At 60.7% G+C, this 18,330-nt stretch carries 16 protein-coding genes; 9 read left to right on the top strand and 7 right to left on the bottom strand.

Annotated features, from left to right (window positions below; all coding sequences use genetic code 11):
• Positions 1–97: 97 nt before the first annotated feature.
• Positions 98–928, bottom strand: a complete 831-nt coding sequence (locus tag GOX88_RS16820) for a phytanoyl-CoA dioxygenase family protein (RefSeq protein WP_170404309.1) — start codon at positions 926–928, stop codon at positions 98–100.
• Between the two features lie 180 nt (positions 929–1,108).
• Here GOX88_RS16820 and GOX88_RS16815 point away from each other — a divergent pair, with 180 nt between their 5' ends.
• Positions 1,109–1,597, top strand: a complete 489-nt coding sequence (locus GOX88_RS16815; protein ID WP_170404306.1) for a twin-arginine translocation pathway signal — start codon at positions 1,109–1,111, stop codon at positions 1,595–1,597.
• A 6-nt stretch (positions 1,598–1,603) separates the two neighbouring features.
• Positions 1,604–2,200: a ferric reductase-like transmembrane domain-containing protein gene (locus GOX88_RS16810; RefSeq protein WP_170404302.1), complete on the top strand. Its 597-nt coding sequence runs from the start codon at positions 1,604–1,606 to the stop codon at positions 2,198–2,200.
• On the opposite strand, the gene argF is transcribed toward GOX88_RS16810, so the two are convergent.
• Positions 2,197–3,123 (bottom strand): ornithine carbamoyltransferase, encoded by a 927-nt coding sequence (argF, locus tag GOX88_RS16805; protein ID WP_170404299.1) that lies wholly within the window; start codon positions 3,121–3,123, stop codon positions 2,197–2,199. The two genes, GOX88_RS16810 and argF, sit on opposite strands and share 4 nt — an antisense overlap.
• 72 nt (positions 3,124–3,195) lie before the next feature.
• A complete protein-coding gene (locus GOX88_RS16800; RefSeq protein ID WP_170404298.1) occupies positions 3,196–4,383 on the bottom strand; it encodes an aspartate aminotransferase family protein in 1,188 nt (395 codons plus the stop codon).
• A gap of 293 nt (positions 4,384–4,676) precedes the next feature.
• Here GOX88_RS16800 and GOX88_RS16795 point away from each other — a divergent pair, with 293 nt between their 5' ends.
• Positions 4,677–5,567: a DMT family transporter gene (locus tag GOX88_RS16795; protein ID WP_170404294.1), complete on the top strand. Its 891-nt coding sequence runs from the start codon at positions 4,677–4,679 to the stop codon at positions 5,565–5,567.
• Here the strand turns inward: GOX88_RS16795 and GOX88_RS16790 are convergent.
• Positions 5,549–6,352 (bottom strand): ABC transporter permease, encoded by an 804-nt coding sequence (locus tag GOX88_RS16790; protein ID WP_170404292.1) that lies wholly within the window; start codon positions 6,350–6,352, stop codon positions 5,549–5,551. The two genes, GOX88_RS16795 and GOX88_RS16790, sit on opposite strands and share 19 nt — an antisense overlap.
• Before the next feature lie 125 nt (positions 6,353–6,477).
• On the opposite strand from GOX88_RS16790, the gene GOX88_RS16785 reads away from it, so the two are divergent.
• Positions 6,478–7,053 (top strand): GcrA family cell cycle regulator, encoded by a 576-nt coding sequence (locus tag GOX88_RS16785; protein ID WP_170377923.1) that lies wholly within the window; start codon positions 6,478–6,480, stop codon positions 7,051–7,053.
• A 223-nt stretch (positions 7,054–7,276) separates the two neighbouring features.
• Positions 7,277–7,894 carry a hypothetical protein gene (locus GOX88_RS16780; protein WP_170404288.1) on the top strand — a complete coding sequence of 206 codons (618 nt, stop codon included), beginning with the start codon at positions 7,277–7,279 and terminating at the stop codon, positions 7,892–7,894.
• Between the two features lie 4 nt (positions 7,895–7,898).
• On the opposite strand, the gene GOX88_RS16775 is transcribed toward GOX88_RS16780, so the two are convergent.
• Positions 7,899–8,975: a DUF2235 domain-containing protein gene (locus tag GOX88_RS16775; protein ID WP_170404285.1), complete on the bottom strand. Its 1,077-nt coding sequence runs from the start codon at positions 8,973–8,975 to the stop codon at positions 7,899–7,901.
• Positions 8,953–11,244: a xanthine dehydrogenase family protein molybdopterin-binding subunit gene (locus tag GOX88_RS16770; RefSeq protein ID WP_170404282.1), complete on the bottom strand. Its 2,292-nt coding sequence runs from the start codon at positions 11,242–11,244 to the stop codon at positions 8,953–8,955. The genes GOX88_RS16775 and GOX88_RS16770 overlap by 23 nt, the downstream gene beginning before the upstream one ends.
• A gap of 151 nt (positions 11,245–11,395) precedes the next feature.
• Here GOX88_RS16770 and GOX88_RS16765 point away from each other — a divergent pair, with 151 nt between their 5' ends.
• The 3 genes from GOX88_RS16765 (at position 11,396) to GOX88_RS16755 (ending at position 16,229) form a co-directional block, all read left to right on the top strand.
• Positions 11,396–14,557, top strand: a complete 3,162-nt coding sequence (locus GOX88_RS16765) for a valine--tRNA ligase (RefSeq protein WP_170404280.1) — start codon at positions 11,396–11,398, stop codon at positions 14,555–14,557.
• Between the two features lie 115 nt (positions 14,558–14,672).
• Positions 14,673–15,857, top strand: a complete 1,185-nt coding sequence (locus GOX88_RS16760) for a benzoate/H(+) symporter BenE family transporter (protein ID WP_254443352.1) — start codon at positions 14,673–14,675, stop codon at positions 15,855–15,857.
• A gap of 39 nt (positions 15,858–15,896) precedes the next feature.
• Positions 15,897–16,229 (top strand): DUF1992 domain-containing protein, encoded by a 333-nt coding sequence (locus tag GOX88_RS16755; RefSeq protein ID WP_170404277.1) that lies wholly within the window; start codon positions 15,897–15,899, stop codon positions 16,227–16,229.
• Here GOX88_RS16755 and GOX88_RS16750 read toward each other — a convergent pair whose 3' ends face one another.
• Positions 16,230–17,012 (bottom strand): crotonase/enoyl-CoA hydratase family protein, encoded by a 783-nt coding sequence (locus GOX88_RS16750; protein ID WP_170404275.1) that lies wholly within the window; start codon positions 17,010–17,012, stop codon positions 16,230–16,232. It lies immediately after the preceding gene.
• Positions 17,013–17,145: 133 nt separating this feature from the next.
• Here GOX88_RS16750 and GOX88_RS16745 point away from each other — a divergent pair, with 133 nt between their 5' ends.
• A complete protein-coding gene (locus GOX88_RS16745) occupies positions 17,146–18,255 on the top strand; it encodes a pyridoxal phosphate-dependent aminotransferase (RefSeq protein WP_170404273.1) in 1,110 nt (369 codons plus the stop codon).
• Positions 18,256–18,330 lie beyond the last annotated feature (75 nt).

Below are 18,330 nucleotides of genomic sequence, written 5' to 3'. Positions count from 1 at the left end.
TCAGTGGGTTAAGGTTCATAAATGAAGAATATAGAGCGCATTTTCACAGGAAAACTGGCAATTTTGCACAGTCAGGGTGCAGGGATTTTTGCGATATCTACGGCCACAGTCGGGGGAAGAACGGCCCGTCGATGCGATCCCCTTCTCTGTAACCCGCCGCCTCAAACTGTGCGCGTTCATCTTTGGCCCAATCACCGCGATACCGGATGATCCCGTCCGGCGCCGTCATCCGCAGGGTAAAGCGCCGGACCGTTTCGGTTGGTGTGACCGAAGACAAGCCACCATGCAGCGTGCGCATGTCGAAAAAGATGCAATCGCCCAACTGCATATCCCACTGCAACAGGTCATAGGCGTCCGGTTCGGCGTTGACATCGGGCGGTGGGTGATAGGTCAGGCCTGCGACCTCGGTCGGGTCATAGCTGGGATGCCCGTCTGCAAACCGGACCCGCATGAACAGCTTGTCCCACAGGTGCGAGCCTTTGACGAAGGCGATCCCGTTTTCCTTGCTCACCGGCTCCAGCGGCAGCCAGAGAACGCACATCGTGCCTTCGAAGTCGAAATAGGACAGGTCCTGATGGAACGGAGGGCGTGAGGTCGATCCGGCCTCACGCAGGAACCAGTTGTCCATGACAAGATTGATCGAAGGCGCGCTCAACAGTTGCGCAGCAAGCGCGGCGCAGGGGGAATGGCGCACAAAATCGGTGAATTGTGGAATTTTGTTCCAGGCCCAGTAATCCTCAAAATAAGCCGGGGCGCTAGGGTCTTTGGTATGGCGGGTAAAGTTGTCGGTTGGGTCGGCAAGATCCGCGTCGATCCCCGCGCGCAACAGAGAAAGCCAATGGTCCGAGAATCTCGAGCGCAGGACAACGGCTCCGTCGCGTTTGAAGGCTGTGATTTCGTCGGGTGACACCGTTTGCATCTTGTCCATCAGGCAGCCTTTCGGATCGGTGTGGCAAGGATGGCACCCCTGTTCACACAAGGTCAAAGAAATTCGCGCGGGGCGATCACAGGGCCGTGAAACCCGCCTCGGAAAAAGCGTGAACCGTGCTATCTTTGCGCCGTGGCGCGTTGCGATCCTATTGGATGACACCTTGCAGGAGGTCCCGACATGACGAATACTCGCTTTTCCCGTCGTTCCCTGATCGCCCTCGGTGGCGCTGTTCTGGCGACCGGCACAACTGGCCTGCTGCTGCCTGCGCGTGCGGCAGGGCTGGCCCCGACGCCGTCCATGCGCGGTGGGTCCAACAACTATCGCCCCGGCGCGCCCATCGTTGATCGGATCGGCGGCGGCGGATTCTGGATGACAGGCACCGTGCGGCGCGCGGGTGACGGAGCCCCCCTGCCCGGCCAGCGCATCCAGATTTGGGCGCACACAACCGAAGGGCACGAACGCGACCCGCAGAGCCACGGCGCAACGCTGACCGATGCAAACGGACAGTTTCGGCTCGAGATGCCGCAGATCGTGCCTGCATTCGGGCAACCGCACGGCCATCTGGCCTATGACAGCGGCGAGTTCGAGACGGTGTTCCTGCGGCCGATCATGGCGAGTTCTAAGGACAAGACCCTTGCCGCGCATTTCGTCTTGCAGCCCCTCTGACCCTTCGTGACACGTGCCCTGCTGATCTGGACAGTTCTGGCCCTCGTTCTGGCAGTGCCACTGATCGCGGCGGCGAACAGCCCGCTTCTGGCCTGGCGTGATCCGGTCTACATCATTGCAGGGTTTGCGGGCGTGGTTGGTATGGGGTTGCTACTGCTGCAGCCCCTTCTGGCTGGTCGGTACCTGCCCGGGCTTTCTCCGCTGACCAGCCGCCGATTGCATCGATGGATTGGCATCGCGTTGGTAACCGCCATCCTGATCCATGTCGGAGGTTTATGGATCACCAGCCCGCCGGATGTCGTGGACGCTTTGCTGTTCGTCTCGCCCACCCCGTTTTCTGCTTGGGGCGTCATCGCGATGTGGGCGGCCTTTGCAGCCGCCTGTCTGGGGCTTTACAGACAACGTCTAAAACTGCGGTTCCGGGTCTGGAGGTTGTGTCACACGGCACTTGTCGCTGTGACCATCACGGGCAGCGTCGTGCACGCGATGCTGATCGAAGGCACGATGGAGATCATGACCAAAACCACCCTTTGCGCGCTGGTCTTGTTGGCGAGCGCCCGAACGCTCGCCAAACTGCGCGTTTGGGATGTGCACAGGCGTTAAACGCCCAGACACCAGCGCATTACCGCCTTTTGCGCGTGCAGCCGGTTTTCAGCCTCATCAAAGATCACCGAGTTCGGGCCGTCCATGACTTCGGATGTCGCCTCTTCCTCGCGGTGCGCGGGCAGGCAGTGCATGAACAGCGCGTCTGGCTTGGCGTGCGACATCAGCTCGGTGTTTACCTGATACGGGCGCAGCAGGTTGTGGCGGCGTTCCTTGGCCGACTGGCTGTCGTGCATCGACACCCAAGTGTCAGCGACCACCAGATCGGCGTCTTCAACGGCTTTGAACGGGTCACGCTCGACCACGATTTTCGAGCCCTTCTGGCGGGCAAATCCCATGAACTCTTCCTCGGGGTCGAATTGGGCTGGCCCGGTGAAGGTCAGGTCAAAACCGAACTGACCCGCCGCGTGCAAGAACGAGGCGCAGACATTGTTGCCGTCGCCGGTCCAGACAACCTTTTTGCCAGCAATGGGGCCGCGGTGTTCCTCGAACGTCAGCACATCGGCCATGATCTGGCAGGGGTGGGTGCGGTCAGTCAGGCCGTTGATCACCGGCACGTCGGAATACTCGGCCATCTCGGTCAGGATCGTTTCATCAAAGGTTCGGATCATGATCATGTCGACATAGCGCGACAGCACGCGGGCAGTATCCGCAATCGTCTCGCCATGGCCCAGCTGCATGTCCTTACCGGACAGCACCATGGTCTGCCCCCCCATCTGACGCACACCAACATCAAAAGACACACGGGTCCGGGTCGAGGGTTTTTCGAAGATCAGCGCAACCATGCGGCCCTTGAGCGGTTGGTCATCATCCGGCGCGGCTTTCGGACGGCCCAGACGGGCCTGCTTCATCTCACCGGCCTGATTGATCATTGCCCGCAGATCGTTTGCATCAGTTTTGTGGATATCGAGAAAATGGTTCATTTCGTTTCGCTTTTGGCTGTTGGCGGTGGGGGCCAGCCCCACACAACCGGAGGAATTGGGAAAAGATGACTGTCAGGCGGTCGCTAGCTTGCCTTCGACCTGCACGGCGGCCTTGTCGAGGCGGATCATAGCCTGCGCGATGTCATCCTCGGTCAGGGTCAGTGGCGGCAGCAAGCGGATCACGTTGTCGGCGGCGGGAACGGTGATGACCTCGTTGTCATACCCTGCATTCACCACGTCCGTGTTGGTCACCTTGCATTTGATACCCAGCATCAGGCCAGCGCCCCGAACCTCTTCGAACACCTCCGGGTGATCAGCGACCAGACCTTCCAGCTTTTGGCGCAGCAGACCGGCCTTGCGGTTCACACCTTCCAGAAAGGCAGGCGTGGCGACCTGATCGATCACCGCGCAACCGACGGCGCAGCCCAGCGGGTTGCCGCCATAGGTCGAGCCATGCGTGCCTGCCGTCATTCCGCTGGCGGCGTCTTCGGTGGCCAATACGGCGCCCAGTGGGAAGCCTCCGCCTATGCCTTTGGCGACCATCATGATGTCCGGGGTGATCCCCGCCCATTCATGCGCGAACAGCTTGCCGGTACGGCCGACGCCGCATTGCACCTCATCCAGGATCAGCAGCAGGCCGTTTTCGTCGCAGATCTGGCGCAGGGCCTTCATCTCTGCGTCTGGCACCGGGCGGATACCGCCTTCGCCTTGCACCGGCTCGATCAGGATCGCGGCCGTCTTGTCGGTGATGGCATTGGTGACGCCGTCGAGGTCTCCGAACGTGACATGCACGAATCCGGGCAGCAGCGGACCGAAGCCCTTGGTCATCTTCTCGGATCCGGCCGCCGCGATACCGGCCGAAGACCGACCATGGAACGAGCCGCTGAAGGTGATGATCTCGACCTTTTCGGGCTGGTCTTTGTCATAGAAATACTTGCGGGCCATTTTCACGGCCAGTTCGCAGGACTCCGTGCCCGAGTTCGTAAAGAACACCGTATCGGCAAAGGTGTGCTCGACCAGCTTGTCGGCCAACCCCTGCTGTTGCGGGATATTGTACAGGTTCGACACATGCCACAGCGCGTGTGCCTGCTCGGTCAGCGCATTGACCAGCGCCGGATGCGCATGGCCCAGCGCGTTCACCGCGATCCCGGCGCCGAGGTCCAGAAAACGTCGGCCATCCGCCTCGGTCAGCCAAGCACCCTCGCCCTTCACAAAGGTCAGGGGCGCACGATTATAGGTCGGCAGAACGGACGGGATCATCGGATCATCCTTTTCGATATGTTGAGCCCCGTGAGTGATACACGAAGGCAGGGTTCGTCAACAGATTTGGTGGGGTTTGCGCGGATTTACAGCGCGCAATGGATCAATCAGGCCGGTTACGCGGCAATGCGTCGGCGTCGGAGTCGCAGGATATGTGCGTGTTTGATCATGTCGCGCCGTATAGCGGGACGCAGACAGTCTGAAAACCCAGAAAAACGCAGCACACGAAATTTCATCCTGAGACGTGTGTTTCCTGCTTGCTATTTCCCCGATGCGGGCCCACCGCTAGGGGCATGACACCCGTGCGCCAGAACCCTGCCCTTGCGGCCTTGCTGATCGTGACCGCCTGCGCGTTCATCGCGGGCACAACGTTGCTGGCCAAAGCGCTGGGGACAGATACGCTGGGCCCGGCACTGCATCCGATACAGATCAGCCACGGACGGTTTCTGTTTGCCTTTCTGGTGATCGTCAGCGCGATTGGCATCCTGCGGCCAAAGCTGCGCCGCCCGCATTGGGGGCTGCATATCGGGCGGACCAGTTTCGGGTGGGTCGGAATCACGCTGGTATTCGCCTCGGTTGCGTTCATCCCCATGGCGGATGCCACGGCGATTTCCTTTCTGAACCCGGTCTTCGCGATGGTGCTGGCCGTCCCGTTGCTGAAAGAGGGCGTAGGCCCATGGCGCTGGCTGGCTGCTGCGGTGGCACTGACCGGAGCACTGATCCTGCTGCGCCCGACACCCGACAGCTTTCAGCCCGCCGCGTTGCTGGCGCTGGCCGCTGCGGCGTCGATTGGCATGGAGCTGATTTTCATCAAAAAGCTGTCGGGCCGCGAGATTCCGATCCAGATTCTGTTGGTCAATAACGCGATGGGGCTGATGATCGCCTCGGTCGCGGTCAGTTTCGTGTTTCAGATGCCCACGCCACAGCAATGGGCAGCACTGGTCGGGATCGGCGTGCTGATGGCCTGCGCTCAGGCCTGTTTCGTCAACGGTATGGCCCGCGCGGATGCGTCATTTGTGGCTCCGATCAGCTATGCCACGCTGATCTTTGCCGCTTTCTATGACTTTGCGGTGTTCGGCGTGATCCCGGACGCGGTCAGCCAGATTGGCTCGGCCATCATCCTGACCGGCGGGCTGATCCTTGTCTGGCGCGAAACGCGGCAGCGTCAGGCCTTGAGCCGATAACCCGTGCGCAGCATCTGCCATGTGATCGCACCGACCACCAGTGTCGCGCCAGTGCAGACGAGCATGCCCAACCACGGAGAACTGTCGGACACGCCGATCATCCCATAGCGCAGCCCGTCAATCAGATAGAACACCGGGTTCAGATGGCTCAGGCGGTTCAGAATAGGCGGCAGCGCCTCGACCGAGTAGAAGGTGCCCGACAGAAAGGCCAGCGGCGTGACGATGAAGTTGGTGATCGCCGCCATCTGATCGAACTTGTTGGCGAAGATACCGGCAAACAGGCCCAGCGCACCCATGAACGTGCCCCCAAGGATCACGAAAATCAGGGTGATAAACGGGTTCTGCGGCGCGATGGACAGGAACACCAGAAACGCTGCAGCGACGACAAAGGCGATCAGGACACCTCGGGCAATGCCTCCGGCCAAATAGCCCAGCAGGATTTCCAACGGCGACAGCGGTGGCATCAGCGTGTCGACGATGTTGCCCTGAACCTTGGCAATGATGATTGAGGACGAGGTATTGGCAAAAGCATTCTGGATCACCGTCATCATCATAATGCCCGGCGCCAGAAAGATCAGGAACGGAACCCCCATCACGTCGGACCGTCCCGGACCAATGGCGATGGTGAAGATCAGCAGGAATAATCCTGCCGTCACCAATGGTGCCAGCAAAGTCTGCGTCCATACCGCCAAAAACCGTAGGGTTTCGCGTTTGGCCAGCGTGTAGAGGCCCATCCAATTGACCGCCCCAAACCGGCGCGCGTCCTGATCGATAAGATTTTGCATGCCTGCCCCATAGCTGATTCGAAGACCGCTTGTAACTCGGCCCACAGTGATTAAAATAGGGGGCTGAGACGAATTCCCAAGGCGGCCCGAATCCGGGGCCGCTTTCCGCTTTTGAAAGGCAACCGATGTCCTGGACTGACGAGCGCGTAGAACTTCTGAAGAAAATGTGGGGCGAGGGCCAGTCTGCCAGCCAGATCGCCAAAGAACTGGGCGGCGTGACCCGCAACGCCGTGATCGGCAAAGTGCACCGTCTGGGCCTGTCCAACCGCGCAACCGGTGCAACGCCGGCCAAGGCTGAGCCCAAGGAAAAACCGGCCCCCGCGCCCAAGGCCGAGGCCAAGCCGAAGCCCGCACCCAAGACCGAACCGGCGCGCCCCGCGCCTGCCCCGGCGGCCGAGGCGAAACCCGCCGTTCCCGCCCGCCGTCAGATCATCCCGGCAGGCCAGCCGCTGCCGCCGCAGCCTTCGGCCAACGAGATCAGCCCCGAGGCGCTGGCCAAGGTCAACGAGGTTGAGAAAAAGGCCAAAAAGCTGACGCTGATGGAACTGACGGAAAAGACCTGCAAATGGCCGGTGGGCGATCCCGCGACCGAGGATTTCTGGTTCTGCGGCCTGCCCGTTGAAGCCGGTAAGCCCTACTGCGAGGCGCATGTAGGCGTGGCCTTCCAGCCCATGAGCTCGCGCCGCGACCGTCGCCGGTAAGCTTGATCTGGCAAATAGGCTAGCCGCTCGCCCTACGGCGGGCGGCCAACCTTACTACTTTGTTTTCTTTTCAAGAGTTTTTCAGATTCAGTTCAGGTTAAATCCTAAATACCTTTTCTGCGGCTACGCCACCCTGATCTTTTTGGCCTATTTCCAGCCATTGGATCGCACTGCCTTCGAACCGGACTATTCCTTTGGAACTTTCCAATTTTGGATACAAGCCATGTATCTTGTGGTCTGGATCGCGCCGGCGGTGCCGTTGATCCTTGCAGCCATGATTCTCATGGGACTGCGCCGGATACCCGCTTTTCTCGCCCACACCCTTTTCGGTGTCACTCTTCTTCTTGGAGTTTTCTTCACACTAACTTCTGGCGTACTCTCTCTGTTTTCCACCACTCAACTGCTCCATGGTCTTACCTTGACGATAGCGTTGGGGTTCGGGTTCCTCATCTGGTCGGGAAAAGGCGGAAAAGTACGTCCCTCACGTATTGCAAAGCTTGGAATAGCGGTGTCGGTTATCGCAGCGCTGTGGTCTTTGCTGACCGTCCCGATGATCCTTATTCAAACACATGTGATCGCGGATGGTTCACCCTATTGCATCGCCGAACATGCGGAAAACTCTCCGATCGAAACCTTGCACCAACTGCGTGGGTTTTCATTCTACACAACAGAGACCGACTACAAGTCGACTTCCGAATGGCACTTTCACGGTCTGCTTATTGTCGATGATCCCGAAGAAGAACGTAACTATAATTGGTCCCCGAGACGATGGCGTTTCGATCTGGTCGAGCGTCCGGATACACTGATCAAACCAGTCAGAAACGTTTGCGTCCCAAGCTGACCTTCTACTGCGCCGGGTGCGAGGGCAAATCCGGCATCGGCACCCAGCCCGGCAGCTCATCCGGTGCGACCGAGACATGCAGGCGTTCTGACGGATCGCGCCCGATTTTCCGGTGCTTGCGCAGCAGAAAAATCTTGCCCCAGCCGCGCCAGGTTCCAACTGAAGGCGCCGCGGTCGCAGTCGGGAACCGGTCGCGCCAGCCCTCCGGCAGCGGCAGTCCGTGCAGTTCGGCCTTGTCCAGCATCCAGATCAGGGAAATGTTGCTGAGCGGCCGTGCCTCTTCGAACCCGTTCAGTTGCCCACCGACATCGCCATGGGTGCCACGGAACCAAACCTGTTCGACGTGACCATTGAAATCAGAGGTACACTCCCACAGAACCGGCTCATAAACCTCGCGCGTCTCGTCCAGCGCCATGGCGTGATAGCCGTGCCGGGTGGCAGGCCCAAGCTGATGGTTGTGGAAAGCGTGCTTTTCTTCGGCCCGGCGCCACAGCAGCGGCAGGCGCAGGCCCAGCGCCTTGACCGTGTCCCAGACACCGATCATCTCGATGGCGATTTCTTCGTGGCAGAACTGACGGCGGAAATCCCGGGCTGCGGTGCCGTCGGGATTGCATTCGTAGTGGCGGTAGGCCTGTTTGATATTGCGCACGGTGGCGTGCTCGGCCTTGAGCAGGCCAATCATGTCGATCACCCCGGCAAGGCTGCGCACGCCGTAAGCCCCGCGCGAATAACCGATAAAGTAGATCCGATCACCGGGTTTGTAGCGCGACGCCAGATAGCCATAGGCGCGGCGAATCTGCCGGTTGATCCCGCGCCCCATCATTACGTCCAGCGAGGTTTTCCAGCTTTCCCACTGGACCCCTGCTTCGTAGAACACCGAGACCTTGCCACCCATCTCCTGACACAGGCGGAAAGCCTGACCCGCATGGGTTTCAAATCCTGGCTCCAACGTCGACATGGTGCCGTCGAGGATGATGACATGGCTGACAGGCTCGCGATGAGGTGTCTCGGCCGAGTGCTCGGACCGCAGAGGCCGTCCGAGCCATCCCAGTACCTTTCTACTCAGCCGCGACAGAACCATGCGTCAACAATTCCCATACTCTGTTGGGTGTGAAAGGCATATCCGCCTGCCGCACCCCGTAATCCCAAAGCGCGTCCTGAACCGCGTTTGCCACAGCGGCCAGCGCGCCCACGGTGCCGGCCTCTCCGCAGCCTTTCATACCCATCGGGTTGGAAGTTGACGGAACCGGTGCCGAGGTAAACTTTATCATGGGTATCTCGGCCGCGCGGGGCAAGGCGTAGTCCATCAACGAAGCCGTGAGCAGTTGCCCTTGCGCATCATGCACAACGTGCTCGGTCAGGGCCTGTCCTATGCCCTGGACCACACCGCCATGCACCTGCCCTTCGGCCAGCATCGGGTTGATTAGGTTACCAAAATCATCAACGACTGTATAGTGGTCCACCCATGTTTCACCGGTGTAGGAATCGATAACAATTTCGGCAACATGCGCCCCGTTGGGATAGCTGCGCGCATCCAGGTTGGCGCGCGCTTCGTGTTGCAGCAGATCGGTACGGCCATCGGCGCGGGCCATCTTGGCCGCCTCGGTCAGGGTCGGCGTCAGGTTGGACCCGGGCGCGCGGAATGTTTCGTGATCAAAGCTCACGTCAGCCTCCTCGACCCCCATCTTATCGGCCAGATACGGCGTGAATGCGGCGATCATGACGTCGATTGTGGCCAATGTCGCCGTGCTTTGCACCGTGACCGAGCGCGACCCACCGGTGCCGCCCCCGTGGGGCAGCTGGTCGCTGTCGCCCTGAATGATGGTAATCCGGTCCACTGGAATGCCCGTCTGGTCCGACAGAAACTGGGTATAGGCCGTCTCATGCCCCTGCCCGTTTGACTGGGTGCCAACATAGAGGTTCACGGTGCCATCCTCACAAAACGCTATCTTTGCGTTCTCGGAAGGGTCACCCAGAATACTTTCGATATAGTAACAGAGGCCCTGCCCCCGGATCAGGCCACGCTCGGCATCGGCGGCCTTGCGTTCGGCAAAGCCCTGCGTCTGGTCGCCCACACGGGTCAGGACCATGTTGAAATCGCCGACGTCATAGGTCTCGCCAGTGGCTGACGTGTAGGGAAACTTCTCGGGCCGGATGAAGTTCTTGCGCCGCAGCTCCCACGGATCGACCCCTAGTTCACGTGCCGCGCGATCCATCAACCGCTCAAGCACATAGATCGCCTCGGGTCGTCCCGCACCACGATAGGCATCGACCTGCGTGGTGTTGGTGTAAAACCCCTCGACCCGCATATAGGTCGTCTGAACGTCATAAACCCCCATCAGAACCTTGCTGAACAGGTCGGTCTGGATCGCCTGAGCGAAATGGCTGTTGTAAGCGCCCAGGTTGACTTTGCTGTGCACCCGGTAGGCGGTGATCCGGTGATCGGCGTCAAAGGCCAGATCGGCCAGCGAGGTCAGATCGCGGCCGTGATGGTCCGACAACATCGCTTCGGACCGGTCAGACATCCAGTGGACGGGCTGACCCAGATTCATCGCAGCCACGGCGACACAGAAATACTCGGGATACGGCATCACCTTCATGCCGAACCCACCACCCACATCGGGGGTGGTGACGCGGATGGCTTCAGGTTTCAGCTTCAGCTTTTGTGCCAGTTGCGCCCGCATGGCCCAGACACCCTGACCACTGTAAGCAAACTGCAACCTCCCATCTACCCAATGCGCCTGACAGCCGCGTGGTTCGAGCGAGGTGATGATCACCCGATTGTCTGCCACGTTCAGCGAAACGGTATGAGCGGCCTGCTGGAACGCGGCCTCGGTCGCCGCTTCATCCCCCAACCCCCAGTCAAAGGCGCGGTTGTCAGGGGCCTCGGGATGTAGCATCTCCCCTCCGGCGTCGATATCCAGCTTGGCGGGCAGGTCGTCGGTGTCCAACCAGATCATCTCAACCGCATCGCGCGCCTGAATCGGGGTTTCGGCAATCACCACCGCCACCGGCTCACCGACAAACCGCACCCGGTCTTTCGCCAGCATATGCCGGTCGGGTGCCGCCGCCTTGGACCCATCCCGATTGGCTACCGTCGCCGCGTTCATCACGGTATCGATCCCTGCCCCGGCCAGATCATCCAGCGTCATGACCAGCCGCACGCCGTCCGCCTCTCGCGCGGCGTCCAGATCCAATGCGGTGATCCGGCCATGCGCAACCGGGCTGCGGAAGAAGGCAGCGAACAGCGCGTCACCTGGCACATCATCATCCATGTACTGCCCCTGTCCGGTCAAAAACCGCTGATCCTCGACCCGTTTGACCGGCTGGCTTTTTCCGAACTTGTCCATCGGATGCTCCTGTCGCTGCCTCACAGCCGACATTAGGTGGCACCGGTTCGTTGTCCAGTGCGTCCAACTCTGCCCCCTTGGCCCTTCCCCTTCGCTTGCGCATTCGTTATTGCAGGCGCTGACCTAGGATTGATGACGCAGGACGCACCCCATGGCGATGGAAAAGACATTCAACGCGGCCGAGGCCGAGGCCCGCATCTACGAGGCCTGGGAACAGGCCGGAGCCTTCAAGGCAGGCGCGAACAAATCGCGCGACGAAAGCTTTACCATCATGATCCCGCCGCCCAACGTGACGGGGGCACTGCACGTGGGCCATGCGTTCAACAACACCCTGCAGGACATCCTGATCCGCTGGCACCGGATGCGCGGTTTCGACACGCTGTGGCAGCCCGGACAGGACCACGCCGGCATCGCCACGCAGATGCAGGTCGAAAAAATGCTGGCCACCACCCAGCAGCCCGGACGCCGGGAATTGGGCCGCGAGAAATTTCTCGAGAAAGTCTGGGAATGGAAAGGCGAATACGGCGGTACGATCATCGAGCAGTTGAAACGCCTCGGCTCCTCCTGCGATTGGTCCCGCAACGCCTTTACCATGGCCGGTGCGGCGGGTGATCCGCGCACAGGCCATGAGTACTCGGCCAACTTCCACGACGCGGTGATCAAGGTCTTCGTCGACATGTACGAAAAGGGTCTGATCTATCGCGGTAAGCGTCTGGTCAACTGGGACCCGCACTTTGAGACCGCGATCTCGGACCTTGAGGTCGAGAATATCGAAGTCGCGGGCCATATGTGGCACTTCAAATACCCGCTGGCCGGGGGCGAGACCTACACCTACGTCGAAAAGGACGAGGACGGGAACATCATCCTCGAGGAAGAGCGCGATTATATCTCGATCGCCACGACCCGCCCGGAAACCATGCTGGGCGACGGCGCGGTTGCGGTTCACCCGTCGGATGAGCGTTACGCACCAATCGTCGGGAAACTCTGTGAAATCCCGGTTGGCCCGAAAGAACACCGCCGCCAGATTCCGATCATCACCGACGACTATCCTGATCCCGACTTCGGCTCAGGCGCGGTAAAGATCACCGGCGCGCATGACTTCAACGACAACATGGTCGCCAGGCGCGGCGGCATTCCGATGTACCGCCTGATGGACACCAAAGGTGCGATGCGGGCCGATGGTGCGCCTTACGCCGACGAGGCAGGCAAAGCGCAAGAATACGCACGCGGTCGTGAATTCACCGAGAACGAGATCGACGCGATCAACCTCGTCCCCGATCACCTGCGCGGACTCGACCGGTTCGAAGCACGCGCGAAGGTGGTGGAAGAAATCACCGCCGACGGTCTGGCTGTCATGTGCCGCGCGGATGACGCACGTCTGGGCTCGACCGCGCTGAAGCCCGAGCATGAAGGTGCCGACAAGCTGGTCCCGCTGGTCGAGAGCAAACCGATCATGCAGCCTTTCGGCGACCGCTCGAAAGTTGTCATCGAGCCGATGTTCACCGACCAGTGGTTCGTCGACGCCGAAAAGGTCGTCGGCCCCGCGCTGGACGCGGTCAAGGACGGCACGGTCAAGATCATCCCCGAGTCGGGCGAGAAAACCTATTACCACTGGCTGGAAAACATCGAGCCCTGGTGCATCTCGCGCCAGTTGTGGTGGGGTCATCAGATTCCGGTTTGGTATGGTCTCGACCTGTCCGCCGATGACTTCATCGACGATGAAAACGACGGCGACCTTGATCTGGTCGAGTTGGGCCGTTTGCTGAACGAAGGCGGTATGCTGCACCGTGGCAATGTCATGGAATGCGCAGCGAGCCTTGAGGCCGTTACCGAGAAGTTCCTCGATGACAATGCCAACATCCCCAGCCCGTTGAGCCACGCGACCGTTATCGAAGTCGCAGACAAACAGGAAGCGATCCATCAGTTCGCTGAAAGCCTTGCTCAATACGCTGTCGAACAAGATCCGACCAAGTTGGTCTATCCGGTCTGGCGCGACCCCGACGTCCTCGATACCTGGTTCTCCTCCGGCCTCTGGCCCATCGGTACGCTGGGCTGGCCCGAACAGACCGAGGAGCTGGAGCGCTACTTCCCCACGGACGTTCTGATCACCGGCTTCGACATCCTGTTCTTCTGGGTCGCCCGGATGATGATGATGCAACTGGCCGTGGTCGATCAGATCCCGTTCCACACCGTCTATCTGCACCAGCTTGTCCGCGACGAGAAGGGCAAGAAGATGTCCAAGACCACCGGCAACGTCATCGACCCACTGGAGATCGTGGACGAATTCGGTGCCGACGCGCTGCGATTCACCAACGCCTCGATGGCGGCAATTGGCGGCGTGCTGAAACTGTCCCGCGAGCGCATCACCGGTTATCGAAACTTCGGCACCAAGCTGTGGAACGCCGTTCGCTTTGCCGAGATGAACGAGGTCTTCACCGACGCCGTCCCGCAACAGGATGTGGCCGACCTGAAGCCCAAGGCCGCCGTGAATCGCTGGATCATCGGCGAAACCGCCCGTGTACGGGAAGAGGTCGATGCGGCGCTGGAAAGCTATCGTTTCAACGATGCGGCCAACGGGCTTTATGCCTTTGTCTGGGGCAAGGTTTGCGACTGGTACGTGGAGCTGTCGAAACCTCTGCTGCAGGGCGACGACGCCGCGGCGCAGGCCGAGACTCGCGCCACCATGCGCTGGGTTCTGGATCAGTGCATGGTCCTGCTGCACCCGATCATGCCCTTCGTCACCGAAGAGCTCTGGGGCCTCACCGGCAACCGTGCAAAAATGATCGTTCACGCCGACTGGCCATCCTACGCCGCCGCTGATCTGGTAGACGCGGATGCGGATCGTGAGATGAACTGGGTGATCTCGGTGATTGAAAACACTCGTTCGGCCCGCGCGCAAATGCGGGTTCCGGCAGGCCTCTATGTGCCGATGCTGGTGACCGAGATCGACGCAAGCGGCCAATCCGCATGGGACCGTAACGAGGCGCTGATCAAGCGCTTGGCGCGGATCGACAGCCTGACCAAGGCCGATGAGCTGCCCAAGGGCACCATCTCGATCGCCGCCCCCGGTGCATCCTTCGGCCTGCCGCTGGCGGATATCATCGATATCGGTGCGGAAAAGGAGCGGTTGGAGAAAGCCAAGGGTAAGCTGGCCAAGGAACTGGGCGGCCTGCGCGGGCGTCTGAACAACCCAAAATTCGTGGCCTCGGCCCCGGAAGAAGTGGTTGCGGAAGCCAAAGCCAACCTCGCTGCCCGCGAAGAGGAAGAAGAGAAACTGAACGAAGCGCTCGCCCGTCTGGCCGAGATCGCCTGATCTTCATCTTTTCATAAACACTCAAATTCCAACCCCACCACCAGATCCGGCGGTGGGGTTTTCTTTTGGCTCAAGGGACTTGCCCCCAAAGCCGAACCCTTGTTAGCAATTGCCGATGACAAGCCCCGAGGTCAAAATGGCGCGCGCCTTTCCCCCAATTCAAACAATCTCGACCGGGCTGGTTGTGGCCATTGTCGGGTTCTTCAGCTCATTCCCTATCGTGTTGCAGGGATTGGCGGCCATGGGGGCATCCCCGGCCGAATCCGCTTCGGGCCTAATGACGGCCGCGATCACCATGGGTCTAACGGCAGTCGGGCTTAGCCTGTGGTACCGGCAACCCATCAGCGTCGCGTGGTCGACGCCCGGCGTCGCGCTGTTGGCGGTGTCGGCGCTACCAGCGGCAGGATTCTCTGAGGCCGTGGGGGCGTTCCTGTGTGCGGGCGCGCTGACCGTCCTGGCCGGGCTTTGGCGTCCATTGGGGCGATTGGCCGCGGCGATCCCAACGACGCTGGCGCAAGCGATGTTGGGCGGCGTTTTGCTACCCCTGTGCATCACCCCCTTCAAGGCCGCCGTTGACCTGCCCTGGCAAGCCTTGCCGGTGATCCTGACATGGTTCATCGCCGGGCGGATCAACCGACTGTTCGCCGTCCCTGCGGCGGTGATCGCCGCAGCAATTGTCGTGATCCTGAACGCAGGCGATACATCGGTTGCCCCATCTCATTTTATGGCCGTACCGGTCTGGACCATGCCGACGCTCTCGCTGGCCTCGATCATTGGCATCGCAATCCCGCTTTTCATCGTGACAATGGCCACTCAGAATATCCCCGGAATCGCCGTGATGCGCAGCTTTGGGTATGCGCCCGTGCCGGGAAAGCTGTTCTCATCTGTCGGAGCGGCCAGCATTTTGTCGGCACCCTTCGGTGCTCCGGCGACCTGCCTTGCCGCGATCACCGCCGCGATGTGTTCCAACGAGGACAGCCACCCCGACCCGAACCAACGCTATTGGTCAGCGGTGATGGCAGGTGTGTTCTATTGCCTGTTCGGCATCTTCGCGGTGGCAATTACCGGGTTCGCCGTACATGCCGATCCTCTGCTGATGGGTACACTGACCGGAATCGCACTGATCGGAGTGCTGGCAAACGCAACCCATGCGGCGCTTGAAGTGCCCGCAGAACGAGAGGCCGCGATTCTGACCTTTGCCATCACTGCCTCGGGGATATCCGTCTTTGGTTTGGGTGCTGCCGTCTGGGGGCTGCTGGCCGGTGGCATTGCCTATTTGGTGACGAACCGAACGCGCTAGCCGCTTTCGCCTGTCGCAAGTCTGGAGTATCGTGTCGCCATGTTTGGATCGCTTGGAAAACTGATCGAACGCCAGATCAAAAAAGCGCAGGCCGAGGGCCAGTTGCAGGGTCTGGAAGGCGAAGGCCACCCACTGCCCGACCGATCGGGTGAGGCCCAAAGCGACCCGGCCATCGCAGCCGGGCACCGGATTATGGCGCAGGCCGGTGTGCTTCCCGAAGAATTCGAGATCCGGAAAAAGCTGGATGCTGCCCGAAAAGACTATGCAGCGCTCACCAACCCGGATGATCGCAAAGCGGCCATGGCCCGAATCGCGGATCTAGAAATGCAGTACAACATGGCACGCGACGCGCGGCGTGCCTTTATGCGCTGATCACTTGAACTCGGGTTTGCGGCCCTGCATCTGCGCCATCACCACCTCCATCTGATCGGGTTTGCCAATCAGTTCGACCTGTTCGGCGGATTCCTCCATCAAAACCTCGGCGCGGGACTTGCTCTCAGCCACTTCGATCAGGCGCTTGGCAGCACGGATGGCCGAGGGGCTTTTGCCTGCAATGTCTTCTGCAATCGCTTGCGCCTCGGTCAGCGGATCGTCCGATAGTTTCGTGACCAGTCCCCAGTCTGCCGCTTGCTGCGCGCCGATTGGGCGTGCGGTGTAGGTCAGCAAACGCAGCACGTCCGAGCGGACAAGCCGCGGCAGAAGGACCATCCCGCCCATGTCGGGGATGATGCCCCATTTCATCTCCATCACAGCCAGCTTGGCCTCGGGGTGGGCGATGCGGATATCCGCGCCCAATGCGATTTGCAGACCGCCGCCATAAGCCACGCCCTGAATGGCGCAGATCACCGGCACGGGAACACGCCGCCAGACCAGCGCCAGCTCCTGCATCTCGTTGGCGTCTTCGTGGCTGCGCGCCATCAGCCATTCGGTCGGGTCCATATGGGCCATCTTGGCAAAACTTGCCATGTCGAGCCCGGCGCAAAAGCTTTTGCCTTCGCCCGACAACACCACGGCACGCACGTTCGAGACCGCAACCTCTTGCCCGGCAGACAGTAACGCCTTGATCATCGCGTCATCCAGCGCGTTCATCTTGTCGCCGCGTGTCAGCGTGACATGGGCGATGTGATCTTTGTATTCGACGGATACGCGTGACATGTGGGCCTCCCAATCTCTGTTACCCCAAACCATGCCCGGAAGGATCGGTAAGTTCCACTACAACGTCGGGGCACGACTAACAGCGATTTCACAGGTGGTTGCCTGACAGGGGACCATGGGGTTATCTCGCATCATGACTGACCCACGCTATACCCCGCTTACCCTGTCATTGCCCGCGACCGTGCCCTTTGTCGGGCCCGAGACACAAGAGCGTCAACGCGGCGTGCCCTTTGTGGCCCGGCTGGGCGCGAATGAGAGCATCTTTGGCCCCTCGCCCCGTGCGATCGAGGCGATGGCGGCGACAGAAGTCTGGATGTATGGCGACCCCGAGAACCATGATCTGCGACACGCGTTGGCGGATCATCACGGGGTGAGGCCGGACAACATCGTGGTGGGCGAAGGCATTGATGGCCTACTGGGATACCTCGTGCGATTGCTGGTCGGGCCGGGAGATGCGGTCGTCACCTCGGACGGCGCTTACCCTACCTTCAACTACCACGTGGCCGGGTTTGGCGGCGTGTTGCACAAGGTGCCGTATAGCGGCGACCACGAGGACCCAGCAGCACTGTTCGCCAAGGCCGCGGAAGTGGACGCAAAGCTGGTCTATCTGGCCAACCCCGACAATCCGATGGGCAGTTGGCACAGGGGCGCGGACATCGTCGCCGCGCTGGAGGCTCTACCCGAAGGATGTCTCTTGGTGCTGGACGAGGCCTATGTGGAATGCGCGCCCGAGGGCACCGCGGCTCCGGTTGCGGCGGATGATCCGCGTGTGATCCGGATGCGCACGTTTTCCAAGGTCTACGGCATGGCCGGGGCGCGGGTTGGCTATGCGATAGGTGCACCGGGATTGATCGAGGCGTTCAACAAGGTGCGCAATCATTTCGGCATGAACAGGGCCGCCCAGGCAGGCGCTCTGGCTGCGTTGCAGGATGCTGAATGGCTGGCCCATGTGCAGGCGCAGATCAGCACATCCCGCGACCGGATTGGGCAAATCGCACGGGATAACGGGCTAGAGTCCCTGCCCTCGGCCACGAATTTTGTCGCCATCGATTGCGGTCAGGATGGGGCCTTTGCAAAGGCGGTTTTGGAGGCATTGGTGGCGCAAGGCATTTTTGTACGCATGCCCTTTGCCGCCCCCCAAAACCGCTGTATCCGAGTCAGCTGCGGTCAGTCGGCTGATTTGGACGCGTTTGCGGCCGCGCTGCCGAATGCCTTGGCGACTGCGCGGGGAGGCAAACAGTAAAGGGGGCTGTCTGCCCCCTCTTGGCCCGTTGGGCCAATTCACCCCCAAAGGTATTTTCAGCCAGATGAAGCCAGG

The sequence above is a fragment of the Ruegeria arenilitoris genome (assembly GCF_013030985.1).
In the GTDB taxonomy this organism is placed as follows: Bacteria; Pseudomonadota; Alphaproteobacteria; order Rhodobacterales; family Rhodobacteraceae; genus Ruegeria; species Ruegeria arenilitoris_B.
This window is presented reverse-complemented; position numbering and strand designations above follow the sequence as displayed.

Bases quoted from the DNA above. Each gene is read 5' to 3' on its own strand.
- GOX88_RS16820 (WP_170404309.1), bottom strand. From the start codon at position 928: ATGGACAAGATGCAAACGGTGTCACCCGACGAAATCACAGCCTTCAAA.
- GOX88_RS16815 (WP_170404306.1), top strand. From the start codon at position 1,109: ATGACGAATACTCGCTTTTCCCGTCGTTCCCTGATCGCCCTCGGTGGC.
- argF (WP_170404299.1), bottom strand. From the start codon at position 3,123: ATGAACCATTTTCTCGATATCCACAAAACTGATGCAAACGATCTGCGG.
- GOX88_RS16800 (WP_170404298.1), bottom strand. From the start codon at position 4,383: ATGATCCCGTCCGTTCTGCCGACCTATAATCGTGCGCCCCTGACCTTT.
- GOX88_RS16795 (WP_170404294.1), top strand. From the start codon at position 4,677: ATGACACCCGTGCGCCAGAACCCTGCCCTTGCGGCCTTGCTGATCGTG.
- GOX88_RS16790 (WP_170404292.1), bottom strand. From the start codon at position 6,352: ATGCAAAATCTTATCGATCAGGACGCGCGCCGGTTTGGGGCGGTCAAT.
- GOX88_RS16785 (WP_170377923.1), top strand. From the start codon at position 6,478: ATGTCCTGGACTGACGAGCGCGTAGAACTTCTGAAGAAAATGTGGGGC.
- GOX88_RS16780 (WP_170404288.1), top strand. From the start codon at position 7,277: ATGTATCTTGTGGTCTGGATCGCGCCGGCGGTGCCGTTGATCCTTGCA.
- GOX88_RS16775 (WP_170404285.1), bottom strand. From the start codon at position 8,975: ATGGTTCTGTCGCGGCTGAGTAGAAAGGTACTGGGATGGCTCGGACGG.
- GOX88_RS16770 (WP_170404282.1), bottom strand. From the start codon at position 11,244: ATGGACAAGTTCGGAAAAAGCCAGCCGGTCAAACGGGTCGAGGATCAG.
- GOX88_RS16765 (WP_170404280.1), top strand. From the start codon at position 11,396: ATGGCGATGGAAAAGACATTCAACGCGGCCGAGGCCGAGGCCCGCATC.
- GOX88_RS16760 (WP_254443352.1), top strand. From the start codon at position 14,673: ATGACAAGCCCCGAGGTCAAAATGGCGCGCGCCTTTCCCCCAATTCAA.
- GOX88_RS16755 (WP_170404277.1), top strand. From the start codon at position 15,897: ATGTTTGGATCGCTTGGAAAACTGATCGAACGCCAGATCAAAAAAGCG.
- GOX88_RS16750 (WP_170404275.1), bottom strand. From the start codon at position 17,012: ATGTCACGCGTATCCGTCGAATACAAAGATCACATCGCCCATGTCACG.
- GOX88_RS16745 (WP_170404273.1), top strand. From the start codon at position 17,146: ATGACTGACCCACGCTATACCCCGCTTACCCTGTCATTGCCCGCGACC.